General features: G+C 61.4%; 19 protein-coding genes and 5 pseudogenes. 3 read left to right on the forward strand and 21 right to left on the reverse strand.

Annotated features, from left to right (window positions below):
• Positions 1-2: 2 nt before the first annotated feature.
• The 8 genes and pseudogenes from ACVWY3_RS14865 to ACVWY3_RS14900 all read right to left on the reverse strand — a co-directional run.
• Positions 3-170 (reverse strand): annotated as a pseudogene (locus ACVWY3_RS14865) (Ku protein); the annotation flags it as partial.
• A 190-nt stretch (positions 171-360) separates the two neighbouring features.
• Positions 361-588 carry a hypothetical protein gene (locus ACVWY3_RS14870; protein WP_456839114.1) on the reverse strand — a complete coding sequence of 76 codons (228 nt, stop codon included), beginning with the start codon at positions 586-588 and terminating at the stop codon, positions 361-363.
• On the reverse strand, positions 582-1,418 hold the full coding sequence (locus ACVWY3_RS14875; protein ID WP_456843372.1) for an nSTAND3 domain-containing NTPase: 837 nt from the start codon (positions 1,416-1,418) through the stop codon (positions 582-584). The genes ACVWY3_RS14870 and ACVWY3_RS14875 overlap by 7 nt, the downstream gene beginning before the upstream one ends.
• Before the next feature lie 216 nt (positions 1,419-1,634).
• A pseudogene (locus ACVWY3_RS14880) lies at positions 1,635-2,402 on the reverse strand (type IV secretory system conjugative DNA transfer family protein); the annotation flags it as partial.
• Positions 2,403-3,030: 628 nt separating this feature from the next.
• Positions 3,031-4,173: a nucleotidyltransferase family protein gene (locus ACVWY3_RS14885; RefSeq protein ID WP_456839115.1), complete on the reverse strand. Its 1,143-nt coding sequence runs from the start codon at positions 4,171-4,173 to the stop codon at positions 3,031-3,033.
• Between the two features lie 78 nt (positions 4,174-4,251).
• A pseudogene (rlxS, locus tag ACVWY3_RS14890) lies at positions 4,252-6,640 on the reverse strand (relaxase/mobilization nuclease RlxS).
• A 257-nt stretch (positions 6,641-6,897) separates the two neighbouring features.
• Positions 6,898-7,794 carry an IS110 family RNA-guided transposase gene (locus ACVWY3_RS14895; RefSeq protein WP_456843373.1) on the reverse strand — a complete coding sequence of 299 codons (897 nt, stop codon included), beginning with the start codon at positions 7,792-7,794 and terminating at the stop codon, positions 6,898-6,900.
• A 610-nt stretch (positions 7,795-8,404) separates the two neighbouring features.
• Positions 8,405-8,824: pseudogene (locus ACVWY3_RS14900) on the reverse strand (transposase); the annotation flags it as partial.
• A 35-nt stretch (positions 8,825-8,859) separates the two neighbouring features.
• On the opposite strand from ACVWY3_RS14900, the gene ACVWY3_RS14905 reads away from it, so the two are divergent.
• Both ACVWY3_RS14905 and ACVWY3_RS14910 read left to right on the forward strand, forming a co-directional pair.
• Positions 8,860-9,432, forward strand: coding sequence for a LysR family transcriptional regulator (locus ACVWY3_RS14905; RefSeq protein WP_456839116.1), 573 nt, complete (start codon positions 8,860-8,862; stop codon positions 9,430-9,432).
• 331 nt (positions 9,433-9,763) lie between these two features.
• A complete protein-coding gene (locus ACVWY3_RS14910; protein WP_456839117.1) occupies positions 9,764-10,576 on the forward strand; it encodes an SDR family NAD(P)-dependent oxidoreductase in 813 nt (270 codons plus the stop codon).
• 184 nt (positions 10,577-10,760) lie between these two features.
• On the opposite strand, the gene ACVWY3_RS14915 is transcribed toward ACVWY3_RS14910, so the two are convergent.
• The 11 genes from ACVWY3_RS14915 to ACVWY3_RS14965 form a co-directional block, all read right to left on the reverse strand.
• A complete protein-coding gene (locus ACVWY3_RS14915; protein WP_456839118.1) occupies positions 10,761-11,462 on the reverse strand; it encodes an SDR family NAD(P)-dependent oxidoreductase in 702 nt (233 codons plus the stop codon).
• Positions 11,463-11,493: 31 nt separating this feature from the next.
• Positions 11,494-12,300, reverse strand: a complete 807-nt coding sequence (locus ACVWY3_RS14920) for a glutathione S-transferase (protein ID WP_456839119.1) — start codon at positions 12,298-12,300, stop codon at positions 11,494-11,496.
• Between the two features lie 56 nt (positions 12,301-12,356).
• Positions 12,357-13,556, reverse strand: coding sequence for an ABC transporter substrate-binding protein (locus ACVWY3_RS14925; protein ID WP_456839120.1), 1,200 nt, complete (start codon positions 13,554-13,556; stop codon positions 12,357-12,359).
• A 71-nt stretch (positions 13,557-13,627) separates the two neighbouring features.
• A complete protein-coding gene (locus ACVWY3_RS14930; RefSeq protein WP_456839121.1) occupies positions 13,628-14,788 on the reverse strand; it encodes an iron-containing alcohol dehydrogenase in 1,161 nt (386 codons plus the stop codon).
• 102 nt (positions 14,789-14,890) lie between these two features.
• The gene (locus tag ACVWY3_RS14935; protein ID WP_456839122.1) at positions 14,891-15,901 is read right to left on the reverse strand and encodes an NAD(P)H-dependent flavin oxidoreductase; all 1,011 of its coding nucleotides are present in this window, start codon (positions 15,899-15,901) and stop codon (positions 14,891-14,893) included.
• Positions 15,902-15,920: 19 nt separating this feature from the next.
• The gene (locus ACVWY3_RS14940; protein WP_456839123.1) at positions 15,921-17,111 is read right to left on the reverse strand and encodes an acetyl-CoA C-acyltransferase; all 1,191 of its coding nucleotides are present in this window, start codon (positions 17,109-17,111) and stop codon (positions 15,921-15,923) included.
• Positions 17,112-17,126: 15 nt separating this feature from the next.
• Positions 17,127-18,257: an acyl-CoA dehydrogenase family protein gene (locus ACVWY3_RS14945; RefSeq protein ID WP_456839124.1), complete on the reverse strand. Its 1,131-nt coding sequence runs from the start codon at positions 18,255-18,257 to the stop codon at positions 17,127-17,129.
• Positions 18,258-18,282: 25 nt separating this feature from the next.
• Entirely contained in the window at positions 18,283-19,464 is a 1,182-nt protein-coding gene (locus ACVWY3_RS14950) for an acyl-CoA dehydrogenase family protein (RefSeq protein WP_456839125.1), read from the reverse strand.
• A gap of 12 nt (positions 19,465-19,476) precedes the next feature.
• On the reverse strand, positions 19,477-20,214 hold the full coding sequence (locus ACVWY3_RS14955) for an SDR family oxidoreductase (RefSeq protein ID WP_456839126.1): 738 nt from the start codon (positions 20,212-20,214) through the stop codon (positions 19,477-19,479).
• A 45-nt stretch (positions 20,215-20,259) separates the two neighbouring features.
• Entirely contained in the window at positions 20,260-21,807 is a 1,548-nt protein-coding gene (locus tag ACVWY3_RS14960) for a class I adenylate-forming enzyme family protein (RefSeq protein WP_456839127.1), read from the reverse strand.
• 59 nt (positions 21,808-21,866) lie between these two features.
• Entirely contained in the window at positions 21,867-22,502 is a 636-nt protein-coding gene (locus ACVWY3_RS14965) for a DsbA family protein (RefSeq protein WP_456839128.1), read from the reverse strand.
• 207 nt (positions 22,503-22,709) lie between these two features.
• On the opposite strand from ACVWY3_RS14965, the gene ACVWY3_RS14970 reads away from it, so the two are divergent.
• Entirely contained in the window at positions 22,710-23,192 is a 483-nt protein-coding gene (locus tag ACVWY3_RS14970; protein ID WP_456839129.1) for a winged helix-turn-helix transcriptional regulator, read from the forward strand.
• Between the two features lie 562 nt (positions 23,193-23,754).
• On the opposite strand, the pseudogene ACVWY3_RS14975 reads toward ACVWY3_RS14970, so the two are convergent.
• Together ACVWY3_RS14975 and ACVWY3_RS14980 are read right to left on the reverse strand one after the other, a co-directional pair.
• A pseudogene (locus ACVWY3_RS14975) lies at positions 23,755-23,880 on the reverse strand (hypothetical protein); the annotation flags it as partial.
• Between the two features lie 208 nt (positions 23,881-24,088).
• Complete coding sequence (locus ACVWY3_RS14980) at positions 24,089-24,574, reverse strand: hypothetical protein (RefSeq protein ID WP_456839130.1); 486 nt, start codon at positions 24,572-24,574, stop codon at positions 24,089-24,091.
• Positions 24,575-24,634 lie beyond the last annotated feature (60 nt).

Here is a 24,634-nt window from a genome sequence, read left to right on the forward strand (position 1 = left end):
ACCTAGGCCGATTTTCGCGCCGGCTTCTTCGCCGCGACGTCCTTTGGCTTCTTGCCTTCAATTGGCATTAGCATTTCCTTCTGCCCGGCGGAGGCCTTCTTCGGCTTCTTGGCCGGCTTGGGCCCCTTCGCCGGCGCGGCCTCCTTGCCAACGGATCGACGGAGAGCCTCACCGATTAGCGCCAACGACAACCTCTCGGTTAGCCCAACCAGCTCGGTCAACGGTCTCCATGTCACGGCCTCGAGCGCGCGTAAGGCCTCGACTCCATCATTGATATTGACCCTTGAGCTTAACCAAGAGGTCTCCATCGCATCGACCAGCGCACGCGCGAGACCTAACATCTCGGCATTCCGAAGCCGGTCAGCGATTGGAAGCACGGAGCGCCAAACGAGCCTCAGACGACGTTTCCATTGCGAAGGTGCCGTTTTCGAACGTCATCAACCGACAGTTGGCGCTGACCCGATCCTTTATTGCGGCGGCAACCTCGGCACCGCCCTGGATTAGCGCGGTCGCGACGCCGGCGTCGCCGCCCTTGGACAGGCCCCATACGCGATCGATCTGACTGAAGTCGATCGCACCAATCACCATATCGACAGCGTTGTCCGGAGTCTTTCGGATGACGGCTTGACCAGGTCGATGACCGATGGATCGAGCACCTCGAATGCCGTTTTTCCCTGAGGCCGGATGAATGCGTTGACCAGCTCCGCCATGGCGGTGGCCCAATCCTCCGGTCTCCGGTTGAAGCCGTGGCGCTTCGTCCGGACCGCGTGAAGCTTGGTGAAGGCAGCTTGAAGTGCCGTCCCCTCGGCCTTCCCGCCGAGACCATACAAGGCTAAGAGCAGAGACCTCCCCGCGTCGCTCAGCTCTCGCTCGTAAGCGTGGAGCCAGACTTCGGACGGATCTCTGAGGAGGCTCCGGATGAACGTGCGATATTGGTTAGGCGGCACAGAACGGAGGCGGCTGTAACTCGATAGCCATTCGACGAGACGCGGGTTGAATTTTGGGTGTCGAACGATCTCCAAATAGAAGTCCGACTCCAGCAACTCATCCCTATATGCGTCAGGCAGGTCGCTAAAATAGACGTGGTTACAAAGGATTTGTGCACGTTGGCCGAAGCTATAGTCGACAATTCGCAGAACGATCTTGTGGTTGTCGAGATCAGCCTGTCTCAAGCGCTCTGAAACCGACAAAGCCTGACCGAAAATATGCTCCCGGGTCGTCAGGACCAAGCGCGCGTTCGGTGCGGCTGCGACCATTTCAATGAAGTCCGAGATGGCAGGATCTTCATTCCGTCCAATGGCAACACCGCGGTCACCCAAGAAAGTCGCGCCCATGAAATCGTCGAAATAAAATATCTGACTGCGGCCACGCTGATGTCGGGCGACATGGAAAACTGACCCCCTGACGACACGAGGAATTGACCCCCTCGCGACACGGTCAGAACGGGGGTTTTATGCAGCGACTCAGTTCAGCTCCTCGGCGGTTCAAGGATCCGCGGAGGGAGGCCATGCTGGAGCCGGACGAGGTTTCGGCGATACTCCGGCTCAACGAGCTGGGGTGGGGTAGCAAACGGATTGCCCGGGAGCTGGGGATTAGCCGCAACACGGTAAAGGACTACGTTGCGGCCGGCGGCTGACGCCGACCAGTAGGGAGTGACTGGTCTTCTCCCAATGGGTGCGACGTTCGAGCGCCCCTTCGGGATCGACCAGGATGTCCGCGATGTTCTGGACGTCGCGGACTTCGGCCGCTCCTTTGCGCAACTCGAGCAGCGGATTGTAGCGGGCACTCCGCTCATCCGTGGGATTGAACAGAAGGCAATGTGAGAACGTCGAACGCCAGCCGGAGGTCAATTCCCAATTTTCGCCCTTGATGTCATACACCACCGCCGACGACGTCCACGAGAGCAATGTCGGCAATACCAGCCGGACGCCCTTGCCCGATCGCGTCGGCGCAAAGCACATGACGTGCTCCGGTCCGTCATGGCGCAGATAGTTGTTCTCGAGTCGGCCCAAGAAAACGCCCTTGGATGCGAACAGGCCGGCCGCCTTGATTTCCTTTGCCGTAGCCCACCGCGCTGAACCGTAGGTCGTAACCAGTTGGCTTTGGCGCGCGCGCCACACCGAGTTGACGATCGCAAAGAGCGCGCCTGCGATACCGCCGCCTGCGGCGATTGCACCACCCTGCTCAAAAATCTCGGGCGCGTATGCCTCGTAGGCAAACCACCATTCGAACAAACGCCAAGGCAGATAGACGCGATAGCCGATGATCAGGAACCAGGGCTCACCCAAGCGCTGCTGATATCCGAGAGCTGCGGCGGTCCATTGCGTCGCGCCCCAGGTCGAGGCGACGACGATGCCGAGCACGATGGCGATCTGGCCGACATAGATTTTTGCTGGAAACATCCGGCTCGCCCCACTCACTCACCCCACGTGAGCGGCGCGATGAAAACGGCGAATACGGCAGGCCTTCAATCGAAATAAAAAGTCGCGCCGTCAGTGAGTGCGAGCTTGATCAAGTCTGATCAGGCGGTGGACTTGAAGATCAAGGTCAGCGCAGAGTCATCGAGTGCCTCAACAGCCCGTGAACAATTGGCCCAAATTGCATCTCGTTGCCATGTCACCCACTGATCCTTGGCGATTGGCGCTCAGCACCGTAGCGACCATGCGCGAGTCGCGCACGACCATGAAGCACCACGATGCGATTCTGTAAGACTGAGCTGCGTCTAATTGTACTGAGGAGCGAAGGGTCGGACGGGTCAGCGATCAACAAGCCATTTGGCGAGCAAGAGCCAGCAAGGCGTGGACAGCCCAATCTCTGCCACGGTCATGCTATGCCAGAGGCAGCATCCAATACGGTCGGGAACGTCGACATGATCGGTATACCGATATCGGCATCGGCATCGGCAGCCCCCGCGTGCAAGAGGCGATCATGTTGGCGAGGAGCTTATGCTGTCTGCTGCTGGTGGTGCTGGTCGAGGCGACGTTGGAGCGGGAGGCTCGAGACAGGCCCCCTGGGGCTGCCGACCGCAGGTTATTTCGGCGGATGGGGCGGCTTGTCGGTGGGCTTCTCTAGCAGATTGTAATCGGCTGGATCGGAGCCGAGCTCGGATACACCCTTCGCGAGCTCGGTTCGGAGCAACTTCTGGAAGTCATCGTCGTAGGTCGCGATGCTGGTGCGGATCGCGGCTCTCCACTGGTCGCCGCGATCCCATGCCTCCATGAAGGCAGAGGCAACATCAGCGTGCTGCCGATTTGCAATCATCGCCTCTGTGATCGATCGGGCTTGAAGCCGATCCTTCGAACTCTTTGCGGTTGCGTCGCGATCCTCCTTGCGGCGGGATCCGATGATGAGCTTGTGGATGGCGTAGCGTTCGGGCGATGGAATGAGGACTGACACGCCTGCACCGTGCAGCAGCACGGCACGGATGGACTGGTAGATCAGGTAGTCGAGGAAGCGGAGCGGAAGTGCCGCCGCCCCGCCCAAGGCCGGCATCGGAACCGGTTTGCCGGCTTGGTCGTCGGACCACTGGTTCGGCGTCAGGAATTCGACCTTGAAGTTGTCCCGCGAAACGAATTGGGTGGAGACCCTGCCGTCGGCCTGGCTCGGAACCTCGCGGAAGGTTGGATCGACTTGTCGAAGCACCTCCAGGATCGGAGGCATGGAATCCTTGATCGCGACCGAGATTTCATGGAATTGCGCAAAGTCGGCATCGCCGGTCTGCATGGCGACCGCATCAAGACGTCGGCCGAGCACAGCGGAGTAGCACTGGTAGGCGACAGTGCCGACGAGCACGCCCCTCATACGGAAGAAGCCCGCCTTCGCCAGTTCTTCCACTACTCGGCCTGCCACGGGCAAAGGACGCGGCAGGTGTGCTTCGCGCGTCAGTGTGGAAACGAGACGGCGACGGCCTTTGAGGTCAGCCTTCAGGTCCTTGAATGCTTCCACCCTCTTGCTGATTTCGGGGTCATCCACCGGACCGACATAGCGGCGGTCCTGGGCGCCTCCTTCAGGCTTGGGCGTGTCGAAGTACCAGTATTTTTTGCCTTTGACCTCGACGGCCACGAACCGGCCGCTGGCGGAGAATTCGGAGGTGAAGCTTTCATCCAGGCTGCGCTGGACGAGCTCCGAATAGAGCGTCTGGTAGGAGATATCGAGGCGTTGGTTTGGTGCCATGGCAGACCTCGTTATACTATTTTCGCGAAAACAGTATAACTTCTGGAACTTAGAGGAAACTGAGATATACTAGAATCGCTAAAATAGTATAACTGACATATTTTTCAAAGTCTTATATGGTAAAAATTGAGCTACTTGCGAACCGCTCGCGGGAAAACTGAGTCCGCTGATAAAATCCAGCCTCTCTCGTCCCATCCCGCGCTTAATGCCGATCGACCAGGATATGCCCTCCCCGCCGACCTGACCGGTGACCAATTGCCCGCGCGCTCGCTCCAGCACCGGCCGCCACGGCACCAGCGCGAAGTCATGGGACCGCTCGATCAGGGCGAACCGCCCGCTGTTCAGCGTCAGCATGCGCCGGTAGACACCCTCGATCTTGTCGCCGGCCTTGACGTCGACGTGTTCAAGGCCGGTGCGCGCAGATATGTCGGCCGCAGTCCTCGCCAGCTCGCGCGCCTCGAGCGTCTCGAGCATGTTCCGGGCAAAACGCACATGGCCGCCTTGCTCTCGCGCAAGCCCCTGCTCGATCAGCCATTGCCGTCTTGTTCGGAGCGCTGTCTCCACCTCCGCCCCAAAACCGGTCGATGCGAGCGCATCGGACTCCTTCCCAACAAGCCTGCGATCGAGCCAGGTTGCACCCAGCGCCTGCGGTAGATCTTCGAGCCGTTGCCATGAGAGCACCGCGACCCGCACCGGATTGCGCATTTGCTGGAGCTTCTCGTACTGAAGCGCCCGGTCCAGATAATCCCGCCCCACGCTCCAGCTGCCATCGGCAACGCGGCTGACCATCCCTTCGCGCCGCATCGCCTCCAGGCGCCGGACATGAGATCCGACATACTCGCCGGACGCTTGCGGATCGAATTCCCGATGCAGCCGGTCGCTGTAGATGCCGCCATGGCGGGCGGCGACGCTAGCGATCGTGCGATCGATTGCGCGCGGTTCAGCGACGCGCGACCTGAGCTCCAGAATCGTGTTCCGGACAGGCGCCTCTTCGTTGGCGCGAAGGGTACCGAGCTCGGCATAGTGCGTCCGACCGTCCACCCCATCGATCACGACATAGCGCCTCCGTCAGTTCGTCCGCAAACCCCTCGCCCACCACCCGTCCGATCAAGCGATGAGCACTTCGTTCCGGATCGAAGATCGTGTAGTCGCCCACCGCCCGCGTAACTCCTGCCGCGGCCATCTCACGGTGCATGGTCTTGATGATGTCGCCGCGTTCCCCCATGCGTCTGAGCTTGGGCTCGAGCTCAGGGTCGATCCGCCAGCGCCCCGGCTCTGTCTCGTCCGCCAACCCCATCCGCTCCAGCGCTCGCAGCCTTCCGATCCGCGCCATTTGCCAGGCGGGCTCCCGTCCAGACAGCGCACCCAACTCGAGTACTCCGTCCCGGGCATCTCGCAGGATGCTCCGGTCAAGCCGCGTAAGCCGCTCGGCTGTGATCTCCTGCTGAAGCTTTCGAGCAACCTCGATGTCCGTTTCAGGGCCGAGCTCTCGCGTGATGAGCTCTGCTGCCCGCGACCGAAAGCCATGAGCGATATAGTCGCGCGCGATGACGAGGTCCTTTCCTTCGTCATCCTTGCCGCGCAAAACGATGTGCGTATGGGGATGGCCGGTGTTGAAATGATCGGCAGCAACCCAGTCGAGCCTGGTGCCGAGATCCCGCTCCATCTGCCGCATGAGGTCGCGGACGAAGGGTTTCAGGTCCGCCAGCTCAGCGCTGTCCTCTGGCGCCACGATAAACCGGAATTGGTGGCGGTCGCCGGCGCTGCGTTCCGTAAAGTTCTTGCCATCGGCGCAGTCACTGCTGGCATCGTAAAGCTCCCCTGGCTGACCCTCCCGCGTAACGCCGTCGCGCTGGACGTATCGGAGGTGAGCTCGCACGGCACCAGTCTCACCTGACTTGATCCGCACGATCCGGGCCTTAACCACGACCCGGCGTTGTCCGTGGCTTCGACCGCGTGGGGCCAACACCGCACCTTGGGCACGGCCGCGTCCGATGCGGCCGCCGGTAAACGACGAACCCGACCGCACACTGCTGCCGGCTTTGGTCGCCTCCTGGCGGACGCGTCGAAGATAGCTGGTCGCCCTCCGGGCCCTGCGGTTGCCGATCGGTCCAAGCTTCACTTCGAATTTGTCGTCGATCTCTCGCATGGCCCGCATCCGGCGTTGGAATGAGCCGACGATATGTGAAGCCGACGAGCGTCTGCCAAGACGCAGATGGAAATGCGCAGGTTCGCCATTGCGTTGGGTCGAACATGGTAACAACGGGGACCCAAGCGGCGCCAACTCTTGGATGTGCAGACAACGGCTTAGGCGCTCCGTAGCGCCATTGCTTTCATCTTGCCTTCGTAATCGGGCGGGCAAAGTCAACTCATTCCTACGCTTTTCTTCGACTCTTCGCACTTCAGCCATGACAGACTCCCTGCATCGACGGCGCGCACGCGTCACCGCAACGCTTGCGATCAGCATTCACCAGGCGGGGTCCATGCGTTCCTTCGCGTTCAGCACTTCGGCCGTCGCATGCTCTTCATCAGGTTCGTAAACAGGGCTGTCCAAGCAGTCTGGCGCTCTCGTTCCCGAAGGACGGCAGCAGGCAAGAGATAGCGGACATTCCCCGTTTCGCGGCCCCGCCAGGGGACGCTCACCGCGCGCGCGGATCTCTAATTTCGTTCCCTCCTCAGCATGCTGGGAGTAATCCCAGCGCCTTCCTACGCTCGTCTACGTAGCTATTGCTGCGCCGGCTTTAGGCGCAGCCGTTGCGTGACCTTGGCACCGAATCCGACGTGGAAATCGGTCTCACTGACCCACATCCGGTGGAGAATGCCCGCGAGCTTTCGCGCGACCGCGGCAATCGCACACAGCATGCTCGACCGCTTGGCAATTCGCAGGCCCCAAGCCCGCAACGCCGACCATTTTCTGACCCGTAGCAGCAGACTTGCAGCCCCTTCACACAGCGCCTCCCGCACGGAGATATCGCCCTGTTTACTGATGCGACCTTCAAAATCGATCGATGTGCCAGACTGATGGCGCTTCGGCGTCAAGCCAAAATGGGCGCCCACTGTGCGTGATCGGGCAAAGCGATGAGGGTCATCAACGCCAACCTTGAATGACAAGGCGACAACCGGGCCGACACCCGGAACCGTCATGAGACGCCGGCAAACGGGATCATGCTGGACCACCTGAAGGAGCACGCGATGCAGCCGATCGTAGCCCTCGAGGAGCGCGCGGCGCACGTCCAGCATGACCTGGATCGACATCACAAAAATCGGGTCGCCGTGCTCGATCAGCTCGCGGATGCGGGCCTCAAAGGCGCCTCGAGCGACTGCTCCGACGAGCAATCCATAGGCCCGCAGCGCGCCCCGAACATGGTTCTCGAGGTCGACCAATTTGCGCTTAAGCAGCTTCCGGTTGGTCAGCAATGTGCGCATTTTTTGCATGTCGATATTCTTGACATGCACGGCGCGGTACCAGCCCAACCGCATCATCTGCGCGATGCCGCGCGCATCGTTTCGGTCGGTTTTGTTGCGCATTGTCGACAGCGAAACGCGCATGTGGCGCGCCTCACGACAATGATTGGAAGCCCGACTGGCTGTAATTCGCGATACAGCCAGATGCCTAGCGATGACGCCTCGACCCCTACTCTATCGAGGCGATCCGCGTAGCCCTCTACAGCGCAGCGGATCGCCTCTGGCTCCGTGCTGACCTTAATCTCGCGGGTACAGTTTCATCGGAGCTCTCCTTTGTGGCAACGACCTTCCAAGTCGTTGCACCAGGCTCCGGATTCGGCCACGGCCGTCTTATCCCCGTGCACCGGTATCTCGAAGCCCGATTTGAAGAGCCCTCTTAATCGGTCGTGTCGTCTCTCTGATCTCACCCATTCTCGTTTCCTTTCTCGCTTGCGACAAGGCCCTCTGCGCCACGCTTGAACACGCTGCGCCACCACAAAAGCGAGTCCCGGTGCGCCCTGCACTCTTCCGCGCTCATCGACGGCATAATCTCGCTGCAGCAGGGCAGCGCGGACGCCGTCGCGGCGCATCTTTCCATCGGCATGACGGAGCCACATCACAGGCAGTCCGGCGTGGTCCACGTTGCACGTCACGTGCGTGGCCACAGGCAAGATAGCGTGCGTTCCGTCGTCGTTGATCTGCACCAGGTCTCTTCCGCTTGTGGCGGAGCTCCGGGTTCAAAGCCTTGCGGTCATCGGGTCATTGATCTGCCATTGGCTCGGGCTGGTCATGCATGGGCTCCGAGCAGCTTGCGGTCCTTGGCGGCGGCACGTGCGCTCACGTCCGCCCTCGATGCGCCCGGATCGCCACAATAAAACGTGCCATCGACCCACATCGCATGCATGAACACCGCAAGCTTGCGTGCCACCGCAACGACCGCCTTGCGGTGGCTGGTGCGCTTGGCGATCGCAAGCCCCCATGTCTTGATCTTGTCCTTGCGCTTGAAGCGGGTCAGCAACGCACTGGCCGCCTCATAAAGCGCCCGCCGCACGTCGGCATCGCCCGCCTTGCTGATCCGCCCCTGCACGTCGATCGACGTGCCGGACTGCCAGCGCCGCGAGGTCAGGCCAAAATACGCCGCCACATCGCGCGACCTTTTGAAGCGCGAAGGATCATCGACTGCTGTCATGAAGCTCAGGGCGGCCACCGCTGGGTTTTTTGCACGTGGACCGACTGACGAGTATGGCGGTGTTCATCAAGGTGGCCGACCTTGGCTCCTTCGTTGCTGCAGCCGAGGAGCTGCGGCTATCGCCCACCATGATCGGCAAGCACATCCGCTTTCTGGAGGATCGGCTAGGTTCTCAATTGATCAATCGGTCAACCCGTCGGCAGGGGCTCACCGAGCTTGGTCAGCACTATCTTGAACATTGTCGCCACCTGCTGGAGGAGGCCGAGGAGGGCGACGTGCTGGCCGAGCAAGCGCTGAAGGCTCCCCGCGGCAGGCTCAGGATTGCAACGTCGGTGGCGTTCGGCTCCTACAGCCTGGCCCCGGCGGTCGTCCGATTTATGAAGAAATACCCTGAGATCAGCGTAGATATCATCTTGAGCGACCGGATCGCGGATCTGCTCGAGGACGGCATTGATGCCGCAATTCGCGTCGGTAAGCTCAGTGACTCAATGATGATGTCGCGCTCGCTATCGCCCTATCAGGGTCTGGTCTGCGCTGCGCCGAGCTATCTTGCCGAGCGCGGCACACCGGTTCGCCCGCAAGATCTGATCCACCAGACTGTAGACGGTGCCGCGTCTTCTTCGTGAACGCATGTTTTTAATTGTGGATTTTTATCGCTCAACAATCCTCCTATCGGCAAGAGCTCGTCATCGAGCGCACCTGGCTCGACCCGGCTAATACCGTTGGGCCGTGACAAAGCAATTCCAACATTGAGAGATGCGCCAAGTGCTGGCTTTTGCCGGCACAAGCGGCCTGCATCAAGCCACGGACGCCGATCCCATCTCGGAGCGAGCGTATACTTCGAATGTCCGAAAAGGTTGCAACTACGACGTTTTAGCCAATCGCTAGACTCCATAACATCTCCAACCGAAGGCGTAGCTCGAGCCGAACCGCGCCGAACATTGGGAGACTTTCGAAATGAGCAACAACTTCGCTGCAACCGGAACGGCCCTTGTAACGGGCGCTTCTTCAGGAATCGGTGCGATTTACGCAGACCGGCTAGCCCGCCGTGGCTATGACCTCATTCTGGTGGCTCGCAGCCGCGATCGTCTCGATGAACTTGCAAACCGGCTGGCAAACGAGAGCGGACGTCGCATCAAAGTGGTCGCAGCCGATCTCAACACAAGAGTGGAGCTCGCGCTTATCGAGGACATCTTACGCTCGGATTCGAGCGTTACGATGCTCGTGAACAACGCTAGCGTCGGTGCAACCGCTCCTCTGCTCGCTTCCGACATCGAGAAGATGGATCATATGATCGCACTCAACATTAGCGCGCTCACGCGCCTTACCTATGCAGCCGTCCCGGGCTTTGTGAAGCGCGCGAATGGCTCAATCATCAACATTGCATCAATTGTGGGCGTCGCGCCTGAGTTGCTGAACGGAGTCTACGGCGGGACCAAGGCGTTTGTGCTGGCTTTCACCCGTTCTCTCAGCCATGAACTCTCCAATAAGAACATACGCATTCAAGCGGTGCTCCCTGGGGCAACGGATACCGATTTCTGGCAATTGGCTGGCACGCCTAAGACGCATCTCCCGGAACAGATCATAATGGACGCTGCCGATATGGTTGACGCGGCCCTCGCGGGATATGATCAGGGCGAGCTCTTCACCGTTCCATCCCTAAGCGATGTCGCCGACTGGCAGGCTTATGAAGCAGCACGGCAGAAGCTACTACCGAATCTGTCTCATCGTGCGCCCGCGGCTCGTTACCGCCAAGCGAGCGCAGCCTAGATTGAAACTGCAGGGCTGATGGATCGGTGGGAACCCACTGCTATAGCCCAGCATTGTGGCAGCTGCTCAGCGCCGCCACAAGCGGACCAGATAGACTGCCACGCCAATCCTGTCAGATATGTTGCGTCGGACATTCGAGCTCACGAGGCACTTTACAGCCTGCAGCAACCCGCAACACTCTCGACTACCAGTTTTCTCCGAACGGTCGGAGTTCAACATTGAACGACCAAGCGCTGCGGTCCTGATGGACAACGTGCCAGATCTCGCTCGCGATCGCCTGCGGCTTGATGAAGAAATCGTCAGGCCGCTCCGGCCACCGCTTTCGCGTCCATTCGAGATCGATCACGGCGTCGATGACGACGTAGGCTACGTGGATTCCCTGCGATCCCAGATCGCGGGCCATGGACTCCGCCAGGATCCGCTGCGCCGCCTTGGTTGGCGCGAAACCGGCAAAGCCAGCCTTGCCGCGCAACGCCGAGGTATTGCCGGTGGCAATGACGGCGCCCGCACCGGCCGCGATCATCGCTGGGGTCAATCGTCGAGCCAGATACAACAGCCCCATCGTGTTGACCTGAAAATTGCGGTTGAGAATCGCCGGATCGATCTCCCGAAAGGTGCCGAACGCACCGCCGACGGCGTTGTGGATGACGACCGCCGGATGGCCCAGATCGCGCTCCACAGCCGATGCCACCGCATCTACCTGCGCGGGGTCCGACACGTCGCAACGAAATCCCTTCGCGCCCGGCAATTGCGCTTCGAGCGCCGCGAGGCGCTCCTCATTGCGCGCGAGCAGCGCGACGCGATAGCCACCTTCTGCGAACTTCTTGGCAAGAGCCGAGCCCGTACCGGGGCCGACACCCGAGATCAGGCAAACTGGCGCGGTCATGCGGTCAGACTCCCTGTTGCGGCCGGCGGCCTCACGCCGCGGCTCTGGACAGCAGCTTCTCGACGTAGGGTGCGAGATCAGGACGAAAGTGCTCGTGCCCGAGGAGCCGCTCGAAATGAGCAAAGGCCAAAGGATACTCGCTGCGGGCGTCAGTGTGCAGGATCTTGTCGAGACCCAGCCTGGTCAGTTGTTCAGCCCGCGCATACTCGTTCATGAACAGCGCAAGTTCAGCGGCAAAGCAGATGTCGGCCAGGGTGATCCCATTCCCGACCAGCGTATATTGCCGTCGCGACAAGGCCAGCTCGATCCCCGACATATAGATCGCGAACGCCTCCTTCGCGCGGGCGTGGATGGTCGCGTCGACCGCGCCACCTGACAGTGCGAGGAGATAGATCTGCGCATCCCTCGCAAAGACCAGGCTGACATCGAGAAAGCCGTCGATCCTGGAGGCTTCATAGGCGTCTCGCCCGTAGAGCTGGTAGGTGGCTGCGCCCAGGCGCGCCACCGCGCGCATGATGCTATTGGACTCAAAGATTCCAACCTCTCCGCTAGGCCCGAAGGCAGCCGGCACATTGCCGAATGGCTGCGCCGCCAGAAAAGCATCGGTCTTGAAGAGCTGCGCGCCGGTCAGGCCGACCCGGCCCGTGCGTGCGAGGGATGATAGCGATCGGCGCTCCTCCTCGGCCAGAGGGCGGGCGTCGTAGTCCCAGAGCCAGCCTTTCAGCTCCTTGGCGGGCGCCCCTCTGACCTCAACATCCAAGCCGCAGAAGCGTGCCGCAATAGTTGCCTTCCAGACACGCGGGTTCGGCAGATATGAGAAGATGCGCAAATCGGCCATCGTGGATTTCTCCTGATGAACTTCGTCCCCGCGGAATAAACGTCGGCGCAGATCCACTACTCAGAGCTTGCGTCGAGAATGTCGCCGAATTGCTCCCAGCGTGAGCCGTTCCAGCGCTGAAGCTGAAGCTGCGTCCAGATCATGTTGTTGCTCTCGCTGGTATTGATCCTGACGCCGGGCAGCGCGGTCGGCAGATCAAAGTTCTTCAGCGACTTTGCCTGCTTGATGATGTTCTCGCGCGAAAGATCGTCACCGCATTGCTTGAGGATCTGCTCGAGGACCATGCCCTGCTGGTAGCCGGTCAGATAGCTGGTGTTGGTGATGTCGGAGCCGGCCAGATATCGGTCGAAGAAGGCGCGATAAGCCTTAATTGCCTCATCGTCCGCCCATTTCTGGTCGTTCGGATCCTTGTTCGGGGTGCCGACAATGACGCCGACCGAATTCTCGAGCCCCGCGGGCCTCAGCGTGCCCGCGACAGACGACGACGGGAAGTTGATCAGGATCGTTGCTTTCCACCCAGTCTCGGCCGCGCGGCGGATTGCCTGCGCCGCAAATTTCGGTGTTCCGGCTACGAACAGCGCCTGCGCGCCGGAGCTCTTGAGCGCAACGACCTGCGAGTCGACCGTCGGTTCCGTGACCTCGTAGCTCGCAGTGACGACACGCTTGTCGAAATCCGCGCCAAGCACCGCCCTGAACGCGTTGACGTAGTCGCGACCGAGATCATCATTCTGGTAGAGGATTGCGTATTTCGCCGCGGGCAGCGCCCGCGTCAGATATTTTGCGTAGATCTTGCCTTCGGTGTCGTAGCTGACGAGACCCGTGGTCGTCAGTGGATAGTCCTTAACGTTGGTGAACTTGCTGGCGCCGGTGACGATCGCAATGGTCGGCACTCGCTTCACGGCAAGGTATTTTGCCACTGCGGAGTTACCTGCCGTGCCGAGTTGGCTGAACATAAAAGCGACTTCGTCGCTTTCAACCAGCCTTCGCGCATGTTCGACGGCCTTAGGCGGGCTATACGCATCGTCCATCATGACATAGTCGATCTTGCGCCCGTTGATGCCGCCGCGATCGTTGATCGATTTCACATAGGCCTGCACGCCCTGCCCGACCTGACCGATCGAGGACGCGGGTCCACTCAGGGGAAAGATACCGCCGATCTTCACCTTCGTCGACGTGACGCCCGGAGTGTCACCCGCCCAGCAGGGCGTGGACGTTGCAATCACCAGTGCGCAAGCCAATCGCGTGCCCCAGGACATCGCTGATTCCCTCCAATTGTTATTTATGCACGCCTGCGCGCGGCAAGCGTGACAGACATTCGGATGCCGCGTCAGGCGGCCAACTTGAGTATCTTGACGATGTCACCGGGCTCACGGATCGGCTGCGGATTCGCCCGCGTGAAGATCGACAGCATGGCGTTCTTGCCGATCAGCTCAAACCGGTCCTCGGCTACGCCAACGTCCGCCAGCCGCCGTGGCAAGCCGAGCTCCGTGATGAACGCTGCAAAAGCTTCGCCGGCATCACGACCCGGCGCGCCGAGCGCGGCGGCGACTGATCCCTGAGCCGCTTGCGTGGCCGGCAGATTGTATCGGAGCACGCTCGGCATCATCACCGCCGTGCATAAATAATGCGGCACGTCACAGGTTCCTCCGAGGACATGGCCGATGGCATGGCTGGCGCCCATCGGAACGCGCGACTGCAGGCCGAAGGCGGACATCCAGGACCCCAACTGGCAGCTCAACCGCGCTGCCTCGTCGTTCGGATTGTCCCTGGTGCGCCGTAGCCCGTCGGACAGGTAGCGCAAGCCCTGCTGGCAAACGGCGTCGACGAGCACATTGGGACGACTGGAGCAGATCGCCTCAATGCCATGATCCATCGCGCGCGTGCCGGATCCCAGCCAGAGCTTCTCAGGCGTGTATTTCGAGATCGCCGGATCAAGGATGATGCTGCGCGGCATCATCATCGGATGGTTGAAGATCTGCTTCAGCTTGCGGCTGGTATCGGTGACTAGCGCACCCGAATTGTATTCGCCGCCCGAGAGCGTGCTCGGGATGGCGATCATCCGCACCTTCGGGGTTCGGAATGGTCCGAAGCGGCGTTCCGGTGTGGTCTCGAAGCCATCGAGCCCCATTGGCTCAAAGATCTCGTGCTCCATGCACATCAGCACGATCTTTGCTGCATCGACCACCGAACCGCCGCCGATCGCAACGACCAGGTCCGCCTGGGCATCCCTGGCCTGTCGGGCAATCTGCGTCACTACGTCCCGGGTCGTGTGCTGGGGCACGCCGTCGAAGGCCGCGGCATGGCGTTCACCGAGCGCGGTCCGGATCTTCTCGATCTCGTCGGTCGTGGTGTTGAGCGTGCGGCTCACGATCAGATAGACGCGCCTGGCGCCCAGCCGTTCGGCCTCCTCCCGCAGCGCCTCTGCTGCCGGCTTGCCGTAGATCACGGATTCCATGGTGGGATATTGATGGCTACCGACGACGGGCATGATCTTCCTCCCTCCCCTATGTTTTCTTTCCGTAGCGCTGCGGCGTCAGCATCGTGACGCCGTCAGCCATCGCAGTCTTGACGCTCTCGTGTTCGCCGCATCTCAGGCGACCGCGCGTGCCCGCTGCGTCTCGACCGTTCCGTCGAGGAAGCCGGTCAAGCGCTGGCGAATGATCGCTTCGGCGTCCGCCATGATGCGGTCGATCAGCTCCTTGACCGTCGGGATGTCGTGGATCAGCCCGACCACCATGCCGCAGCTCCACGCGCCCGCATCCATCTGGCCATCGACCATGACCTTCGGATAAACGCCAGCCACCTGGTCGAGAATGTCGTCGATCTTCAGGCTTGCGCCCTTCCCGCGCTCGATCTCGAGCAGCTCGTCCACGCCCTTGTTCCTGAGCACGCGCTCGGTATTGCGCAACGCGCGCATCACCAGCACGGTGTCCAGCTCGGTCGCCTTGACCAGCGCCTGTTTTACATTGTCATGGACCGGAGCTTCCTTGGTGGCGACGAAGCGCGTGCCCATGTTCATGCCGGAGGCGCCCATCGCAAGTGCGCCGACGAGGCTGCGTCCATCCGCCATGCCGCCGGAGGCCACGAACGGGATCTTCAGTTCGTCCGCAGCCCGCGGCAGCAGGATCATGTTCGGGATGTCGTCTTCGCCGGGATGACCGCCGCACTCGAATCCATCCACGCTGACGGCATCGCAACCGATCTTCTCCGCTTTCAGCGAATGTCGCACCGAGGTGCATTTGTGGATCACCTTGATGCCGGCCGCCTTCAGCGCCGGCATATAGGCTTCGGGGCTGCGGCCCGCCGTCTCGACCGCCTTGATGCCGCCCTCGCGGATCGCGGCGATATATTCCGGATAGGGCGGGGCCGACAGCGTCGGCAGGAAAGTCAGGTTCACGCCGAAAGGCTTGTCGGTCATGTCGTGGCAGCGCGCGATCTCCTTGGCGAGGAGTTCCGGCGTTTTCTGCGTCAGGCCCGTGATGATGCCGAGACCGCCGGCATTCGATACGGCCGCGGCCATCTCGGCGAAGCCGACATAATGCATGCCACCCTGGATGATCGGATGCTGGATGCCAAACAGTTCGGTTATTGCTGTCTTCACGTGAAAACTCCGTTTCCGATCAGTGCACGATTTCAAAGAGGCCCGCGGCGCCCATGCCGCCGCCGATGCACATGGTCACCACGCCGTATTTGGCCTTGCGCCGGCGGCCCTCGATGAGCAGGTGACCGGTGAGGCGCGAGCCGGTCATGCCGTAGGGGTGACCGATCGCGATCGAACCGCCATTGACGTTGAGCTTGTTGGGATCGATGCCCAACTTGTCACGGCAATAGATCACCTGCACCGCATATGCCTCGTTGAGCTCCCAGAGATCGATGTCATCGATCTTCAAATTGTGACGCTTGAGCAGCCGCGGGATCGCGGCGACCGGGCCGACGCCCATCTCGTCCGGCTCGACGCCGGCGGCGACGAAGCCGCGGAAGATGCCGAGCGGCTTCAGCCCCTTCTGCGCGGCGACTTTATCGCTCATGATGACGCAGGCCGAGGCGCCATCCGATAGCTGGCTGGCATTGCCCGCGCTGATGGTCTTGCCCTCGAACACGGGCTTGATCTTGGCGAGGCCTTCAGCCGTGGTATCCGGCCGCGGGCCTTCATCCCGGCTCAGCGTGACCTGCTGATAACTGACCTGCTTGGTGTCCTTGTCCAAGACCGCCATGTTGGTCGTGATCGGCACGATCTCGTCGTTGAAGCGGCCGCCCTGCAGGGCCGCGCCGACGCGCCGCTGGCATTCGAGCGAGTATTCGTCCTGCCGGTCACGGCTGATCTTGTAGCGCTCGGCAATCACTTCGGCGGTCTCCAGCATCGACATGTACATCTCCGGCTTCATCGCCATGAGATCCTGGTCGACGGCATGGAACTTGTTCATGTGATCGTTCTGCACCAGGCTGATCGACTCGATGCCGCCGCCGATTGCAATCTCGACACCGTCGAGCATCACCGAACGCGCGGCGACCGCGATCGCCTGCAAGCCGGAGGCGCATTGCCGGTCGATCGTGGTGCCGGCAACCGTCACCGGCAGGCCGGCGCGGATCGCACCCTTGCGGGCGACGTTCATCACCATGGTGCCCTGCTGCATGGCGCAGCCCATTACGACGTCCTCGACCTCGCCAGGCGCTACGCCGGCGCGCTTCACGGCCTCGGCCATCACGTGGCCGGCCAGGGTCGGACCATCAGTGTTGTTGAGCGCGCCGCGATAAGCCTTGCCGACGCCGGTGCGCGCGGTGGAAACGATCACTGCTTCAGGTGATGACATGCTTGCCTCTCTGTCTCAGGCCGCCGCATCGAGCTGCGCATAACGCAGCACGTGGTAGGCGGGATCGCCAAACTGGATGTTGATGGAGGATATCCGTTTGAAATAATGCCCGACGTTCAACTCGTCGGTCATGCCCATGCCGCCGTGCAGCTGCACGGCCTGGTCAGCGATGAACTTGCCGGCGTAGCCGATCTTGGACTTGGCACCAGACGCGAGCCGCGAGATGCCAGCCTCGCCTGCGTCGAGGCTGAGCGTGAGATGCTGCATCAACGAGAGCGCCTCCTGATGCGCGATGAACATGTCGACCATCCGATGCTGCAGCACCTGGAACGAGCCGATCGTCGTGCCGAACTGCTTGCGCGTCTTGGAATAGTCCAGCGTCGCGGAATTCAGCTCAGTCATCGTACCGACGGCCTCGGCACAGAGTGCGCCGATGGCGCGGTCGCGAGAGGCTTCCAGCGCGGCCATGCCCTCGCCCTCCTCGCCCAGCAACTGACCGGCAACGCCTCGCAGGCTGATCTCCGCAGCGCGACGGCCGTCGATGGTCTTGAAGCTTTGCAGATCGAGGTTGGCAGCGCGACGATCGACCACGAACAGGCTGACGCCGAGGCGGTCTCGCCGCTGACCGGAAGTACGGGCGGAGACGATCAGATAGTCGGCCCATGGGGCCGCAATGACCGCGGTCTTCGCGCCGGTCAGCACGTAGCCCTTCCCCTCTCGCTGCGCCGTCGTGGTGACGTTGGCGAGATCGAAGCGCGAGCCTTTCTCGGTCCAGGCCAGCGCCCAGATTTTGGTGCCGGCGACGATCTCCGGAACGAATCCCTCTTTCTGTTCGGCGGAGCCGATACGTTCGAGCAGGCCGCCAGCAAGCACCACCGTCTCGACGAAGGGCTCGACCACTAGGTGACGGCCGAACTCCTGCATGATGATCATGGTCGACAGCGGACCGCCGCCGAGGCCGCCGACCTCCTCAGAGAATGGCGCGCCGAGCAACCCCTGCTCCGCGAAGGCCTGCCACTGCTCGCGGCTATAGCCCTCGTCGCTCGCGAGGATCTTGCGGCGCGCATCGAAACCATACTGGTCGCGCAGCAGTCGCTGGACGCTGGATCGGAGCAGCTCCTGCTCCTCCGTGAACTGGATGTCCATCCGTTACCTCCCGTGCCGCCGTTCGCTAGAGACCGAGCACAGCCTTGGCGATGATGTTGCGCTGGATCTCGTTGGATCCGCCGTAGATCGAGAGCTTGCGCGAGTTCAAATATTTCTCAGAAGCAGTGTGACCGTAGTCCGGCCCCGGCATGAACTGATTGGAGCTCACCGGATGCTCGCGGATCGCCAGCCCGTAATTGCTGATCGCGCGATGCGTCAGCTCGGTAATGTTCTGGAAGATCTCGGTACCGCGGATCTTGAACAGCGAGGCCGCCGGCCCCGGATCGATCCCGCGGGCCATTTGCGCGACGACGCGCAGCTCGGTTGCCTCCAGGGCCAGCACATCGAGCTCGATGCGGGCGATGTCCCGGACAAATTCCATATGTGCTGGATCGTCTGCGGGGATCTCGGCCTTCACGATCTTCTTCAGCTTCGCGATATAGCGTGTCGAGCGGCCGATGCCGGCCATGCTGGTGCGCTCATTGCCGAGCAGGAATTTGGCATAGGTCCAGCCCTCGTTCTCCTCGCCGATCAGGTTGCCGACGGGCACGCGGACGTTCTCGAGGAAGACGTCATTGACCTCGTGCGAGCCGTCGATGGTGATGATCGGACGCACGGTGACGCCCGGCGACTTCATGTCGATCAGCAGGAAGGAGATGCCCGATTGCGGCTTTGCGGCGGGATCGGTCCGCACCAAGCAGAAGATCCAGTCGGCGTGCTGCGCCAGCGTGGTCCAGGTCTTGTGCCCGTTGACGATGTAATGGGCGCCGTCGCGCACCGCCTTGGTGCGAACTGTGGCAAGATCCGAGCCCGAGCCCGGCTCGGAATAACCCTGGCACCACCAATCCTCGCCTGAGAGGATGCGCGGCAGAAATTTCTTCTTCTGGGCCTCGTTGCCAAAAGTGTAGATCACGGGACCAACCATGGTGACGCTGAACGCCAAAGGCGGCATGGTGCCAGCGCGCGTGGTCTCCTGTTCGAAGATGAAGCGGCGGGTGATGGACCAGCCGGGCCCGCCATACTCCTTGGGCCAGAGCGGCGCGATCCAGCCCTTCTTGTGCAGAATGCGATGCCACAACAGCATCTGCTCCTTGGTAAGGTCGGTCTCCGGATTAGGAACGCGCATGTCAGCCGGATAATTGTCCTTGATGAAGGCGCGGACTTCGTCGCGAAACGCCGCGTCGTCCGGAGATAGCGCGAGCTCCATGGAACGCCCTTCCTACCACTTCTCGCCGAAGGGACGGATCTCGAGCTCGAACGTCCAGGCACTCTTGGGCTGCTGGTAGAGCTGCCAATAGGATGCCGCCACCGATGCGGGCGGCATCAACAGGTCCGGATTATCGAGCGCATTGGGGCCGAGCGCTTCGAGCCGGCGCTGCCGCACCCATTCGGTATCGACGCCGGAGTCGATGATGAGATGCGCGACATGGATGTTCTTCGGGCCGAGTTCACGGGCCATCGCCTGCGCGACCGCTCGCAGGCCGAACTTTGCGCTGGCGAAGGCGGCATAGCCGGAACCGCCGCGCAGGCTCGCGGTCGCGCCAGTGAAGAAGATATTGCCAGCCCCGCGCGCCAGCATCAGTCTCGCAGCCTCGCGCCCCGCAAGGAACCCGGAATAGCAGGCCATTTCCCAGACCTTCCTGAACACCCGCTCGGTGGTCTCGAGAATCGGGAAGTTGACGTTGGCACCGATGTTGAAGATGCAGACCTCTAGCGGCGCGTGCTTGTCGGCGTCGTTCAGGAAGGAGATGATCTCATCCTCCTTGCGCGCATCGAGCGAGCGGGCCTGGATTTCGCCGCCCGCTGCCTCGATGTCCTTGACGAGCGGCGCGAGCTTGTCGCCATTGCGGCGGCCTGCAAACACCGTGAAGCCTTCAGAGGCGAATTTCTTGGCGATCTCGCCGCCAATGAAGTCACCGGCGCCGATCACCGCAACCGTCCTGTTTCTCTTCTGCATGTGACTTCTCCAGACTTGTGAGACGTTGAGGCGATCTCGCCTGCTTTAGTTGCGCAGCGATTCCGCCAGCTTGTGTTTCAGCAGCTTGCCGGTCGACGTAGCCGGCAGCGCGTCCATGAGGATGATCTCGGACGGCCGCTTGTAGGAGGTGAGCTCCGGCGTGACATGCGCCATCACATCCTGTGCGGTGGTAGAGGAGCCCTTGAGCAGCTGCACGAAGGCCACGATCTCTTCATTGCCAGGGACCGGCCGACCGACCACCGCGCATTGCACCACGTCGGGATGGGTGCTCAGCACCGCTTCGATCTCAGCCGGATAGACGTTGAAGCCGGAGCGAATGATCATCTCCTTGGTGCGGCCAACGATGAACAGCGCATCACCCTCGAAGCGCGCGAGGTCACCGGTGTTGAACCAGCCCTCCGGATCGATCGCTTTCGCCGTGAGGTCGGGCGCGCGGTAATAACCGCGCATAACGTTCGGCCCGCGGACGTGCAGTTCGCCGATATCGCCGTTGGTCACGATTGTGCCATCGCGGGCCACGATTCGAGCCTCGATACCCGGCACCAGAGTGCCAACCGAATTGTCGCTGCGCGGCGCCTCGGGCCGCACGCCCGAAATGCCGGGCGAACATTCGGTGATGCCAAAAGCGTTGCCAAGAGGTAGACCGAGCTCCTTCTCGACCCTTGCCTTGAGCTCGAGGTCGAGCGGTGCGCCCGCGACGCTCATCAGACGCAGCGCCCCGCGCTCCAGCTTCGGCAGGCCTGCCATCTGCTTGTATTCCAGCAGCCGCTGGTAGGTGGCGGGCACGCCGTTCAGGAGCGTGATGCCTTCCTCGGCCAGCGCCTTGGCAAGCGCAGCGGGGTTGTACTTGGTGACCAGCCGGGTGACGCCACCGACCATTAGTGTCATCGTCAGCAGCGAGATGCCGACGATATGCGAGATCGGCAGTACGCAGTACTGCACGTCGTCCGCCGTCATACTACGCAGGTTGGCTGTGGTCCTGGCCGAGAACAGCAGGTTCCGATGCGTGAGCATGACGCCCTTCGGCGTACCGGTCGTACCGGACGTATAGATGAGCACCGCCACCTGGCGTGTGCCGTCGGCCTCGACCGGCTCGGCCTGCGTGTCCTGGTTCAGGGCAGACACTCCGATGCCGTGCAGCGGCCCGACATCCTGCACCGGAGCGTCGTAACGCGTCGCGTGCGCGGCTGCTTCCTCGGAGACCTTTGCCGTAAAGAACATGCGCCGGGCGCCGCTATGATCCCTGATCTGCTCGAGCTCACGCGGTGACAGCCGAGGGTTGGCGACGATCGCCCAGGCGTCGAGGCGGCTTGCGGCGAACAGCAGGCAAGCGAGCGCGATCGAATTCTCGCTGATGATCATCATGCGATCACCGGGCCGGATGCCCAGCGCGCGGAGCGCGTCCGCCGTGGCTCCAACTTGCCGGCCTAACTCCCGATAGCTCAGTTTGACGTTGTCTTCGATCAACGCAACCCGGTCCGGGGTGGCGACAACGTATGGGTCCATCACCTCATGGATACGCTGCGGCAACGTGTTCAAAATCTCGGTTGCAGTCTGCTGCCAGTCCGCCAATGACACCTCCCGTTGAAAGGCCCTTTGCGGGCTCAGTTCTTTCTGATGCCTCCGCGCCGTCAGGCGCTCTTCTTCTGCGCGGTTGATTGCGCGAGGATTTCGTCCTCGACTTCGCGCAGACTGTCCTTGCCAAAGTAGATCTCGTCGCCGACGAAGAACGTCGGCGAGCCGAACGTACCGCGCGCCACGGCGCTGCTGGTGTTCTCGATCAACCTTTTCTTGACGTCGTCCTGCTGGGCGCGGGCCGTGATGCGATCGATATCCAGCCCCCATGACAGGAACGCTTCGCGAAAGACCTGTGTGTCGTCCATCTTCTTGGGCTCGACCCACATGTGATGATACGCCGCGCGGAAGTAGGGCTCGAACATTCCCTCGAACTCGGCCGCGACGGCGCCGCGCATCAGCGCGAGCGTGTTGACCGGAAAGAACGGATTCATCCTGAACTTGGTGATGTTGTGACGGCGCAGGAAACGCTCGGTCTCGAGCGCATTGTATTCCGGCTTGTTCTTGATCCCGCGTAGAGACTCGGCAGGCGATAAATTGCCGGTCGCCTTGTAAACGCCGCCGAGCAGCACCGGCACGTAGTTGAATTTGACGCCGGTTCGCTGCTCGATGCCGGGCAGCGCCAGCTCGGCGAGGTAGGCGTTGGGACTGCCGAAATCGAAGTGAAACTCGACCTTGAGCGGAGCTGCCATGGAACGCCCTTCCCTTCGACGGCAGCGATTGTTCGCCGCCCAATTGATCCTCAAGCGAGTGTAAAAGTTCTATTTTAGAACTGTCAATATGATCGTCATCATCCAATCGACGTAAAAGGGCTAGAAATCGCCTCATCCCATTGAAATTCTGCGAGTTCTAATTTAGAATTTATTTTTCTGAACGCTAGAGATTCGTCGGAGACGTTGATGAAATGGGATGCCCTTGAGGAGGAGCCTTGCTCGCTGGCTCGCACCGTAGCCGTCATCGGTGATCGCTGGAGTCTGCTCATTCTGCGCGAATGTTTTCTCCGCATCCGCAGGTTCGACGAATTCCAGTCCTCGCTTGGCGTGACCCGGCACCTGCTGGCCGACCGGCTGAAGAAGCTGGTGCGCTTCGGCGTGCTGCGCAAGATTCCCTATCAGGAGGCGCCCAAGCGCTACGAATATATCCTGACGCAGAAAGGTCTCGACCTCTATCCGATCATCATGTCAATCGTGCATTGGGGCAACGTCCACATGGTCGACTCCCGCGGACGGCCGCTGCTGCACGAACACAAGAACTGCCACAAGTTGTTTGATCCCGTCATGGTCTGTTCCGAGTGCGGCGAGCCGCTGACGGCGAAGGCGGTTCACGTCCATCCGGGCCCCGGCGCGCGGAAACTCACACGCACCGGCGCAGCCGCACGATAATCGGGAGTACCGTTCACCACTGACGCGGCTCAGCAGCGGCCGGCCGAAACATCAGCATTGCCTCGGGCGAACCAGCAATCGGGAAGAGACTTGTCAGTTTCGCTGGGCAGACCAATACCCCGAACAACGCGCGCCTCCCGAGTAGCCGCTCCATGTCCCGCGACCGGAATTGCTCGAGAGCTGACCTGAGCCGGACGCATATTTGTCCGGAACGCTCACCGAGGCGCGGACGGTGCCGGAGCGCGCCAAATGGCCCTTGAACGTAAGCAAGTTGGAGTGCGTGACGACGCCGGTTGACGGAGAAATTGTAGGTCAGCTCGCTCGAGCCGCTTTGCGTCACGAAGAGAAGGCTCCCAAGACGCGTCGTACGCCGAGCGGGCCTGTGCGACCGAGACGACGGCGGCCAGGCAACTTGCGGCCACGGCGGATGTGAAAAGGTTCGTCATTGTGCGCCCATTATGTTTGGTCATTCGCATCTTTGAAAACGTTGTTTCAACGCGACTTGCCAATCACTCTGCTGCAACCGCGCGGTGTCGCAGCAGCAACCCGACCCATGTCCAGTTCACGGCCTGTCTTTGGCCTCCTCCAGCAGCGCTGATTTTCCAATCCCCGGTGCCCCGCTGATAAAGAAAATAGCTCCGCCGTCATGGATCCGGCCGAGAAGCTGATCGATGAGAGCAAGTTCGACTTCTCGGCCAAGCGAGCACGGCTTCGAGCGGGGCGCGCGCCGCTGATTTCGTCACGGTGGCGCAGTTTTCTTCGGCCGTTTCGCCATTGCCTCTTCCGGAGCAGGCCGTTGGGCTGATCTCTCAGCCAGAACTCTGGGCAACATCCTACCATGCGCCGGCAACGAGGCATCGGGAGTGCTAGAGGCATCGGGAGTGCTATCCAACTGATTAGGCGACGAGGTCGGAAATGTCTGGACCTGGCCCTCCAGCCCTGCCGTTCCGGGCTTCGATGGCCTTGACGGAGTTTTCAAACGCCTTCTCCAGAACACCCCTGCCGATGGTCCCGAGCACAAAGCCGAGCAGCCGCCCCATCAGGTTTTTGCCGTCGCGTATCACGACCACATCAATGTCGGTCGTACCGTCGGATTTACGCCTAAAGGTGTAGGTGTGACCTGAGGCACCACCCCACACGTTGGAGTCGGTTGTCGTGAGGACGACGCGCTCAGGATCAGACCAGTCATAGTGCAGGCGCTCCCAGATCCCGCCCGAGCCCTCCGTGATATCCGCAAAGGAGTCGCCTCGGTGATGCACCTTGAGATAGGCATCGGCGCTGTTGCCAAACAATCTCGAGCGGCCGGGCCCGAAATCGGTCAGGCCGGCGACGTACTGTTCGGACGTCGCCGTGGTCCTCCGATGAAGATGGATGGTGGACATGTGAAACTTCCTCTTTTCATTCCCTAGCGACAAGCACGGCCCTGCCCGCATTCACCAATC

It is taken from the genome of Bradyrhizobium sp. USDA 4486 (genome assembly GCF_054057995.1).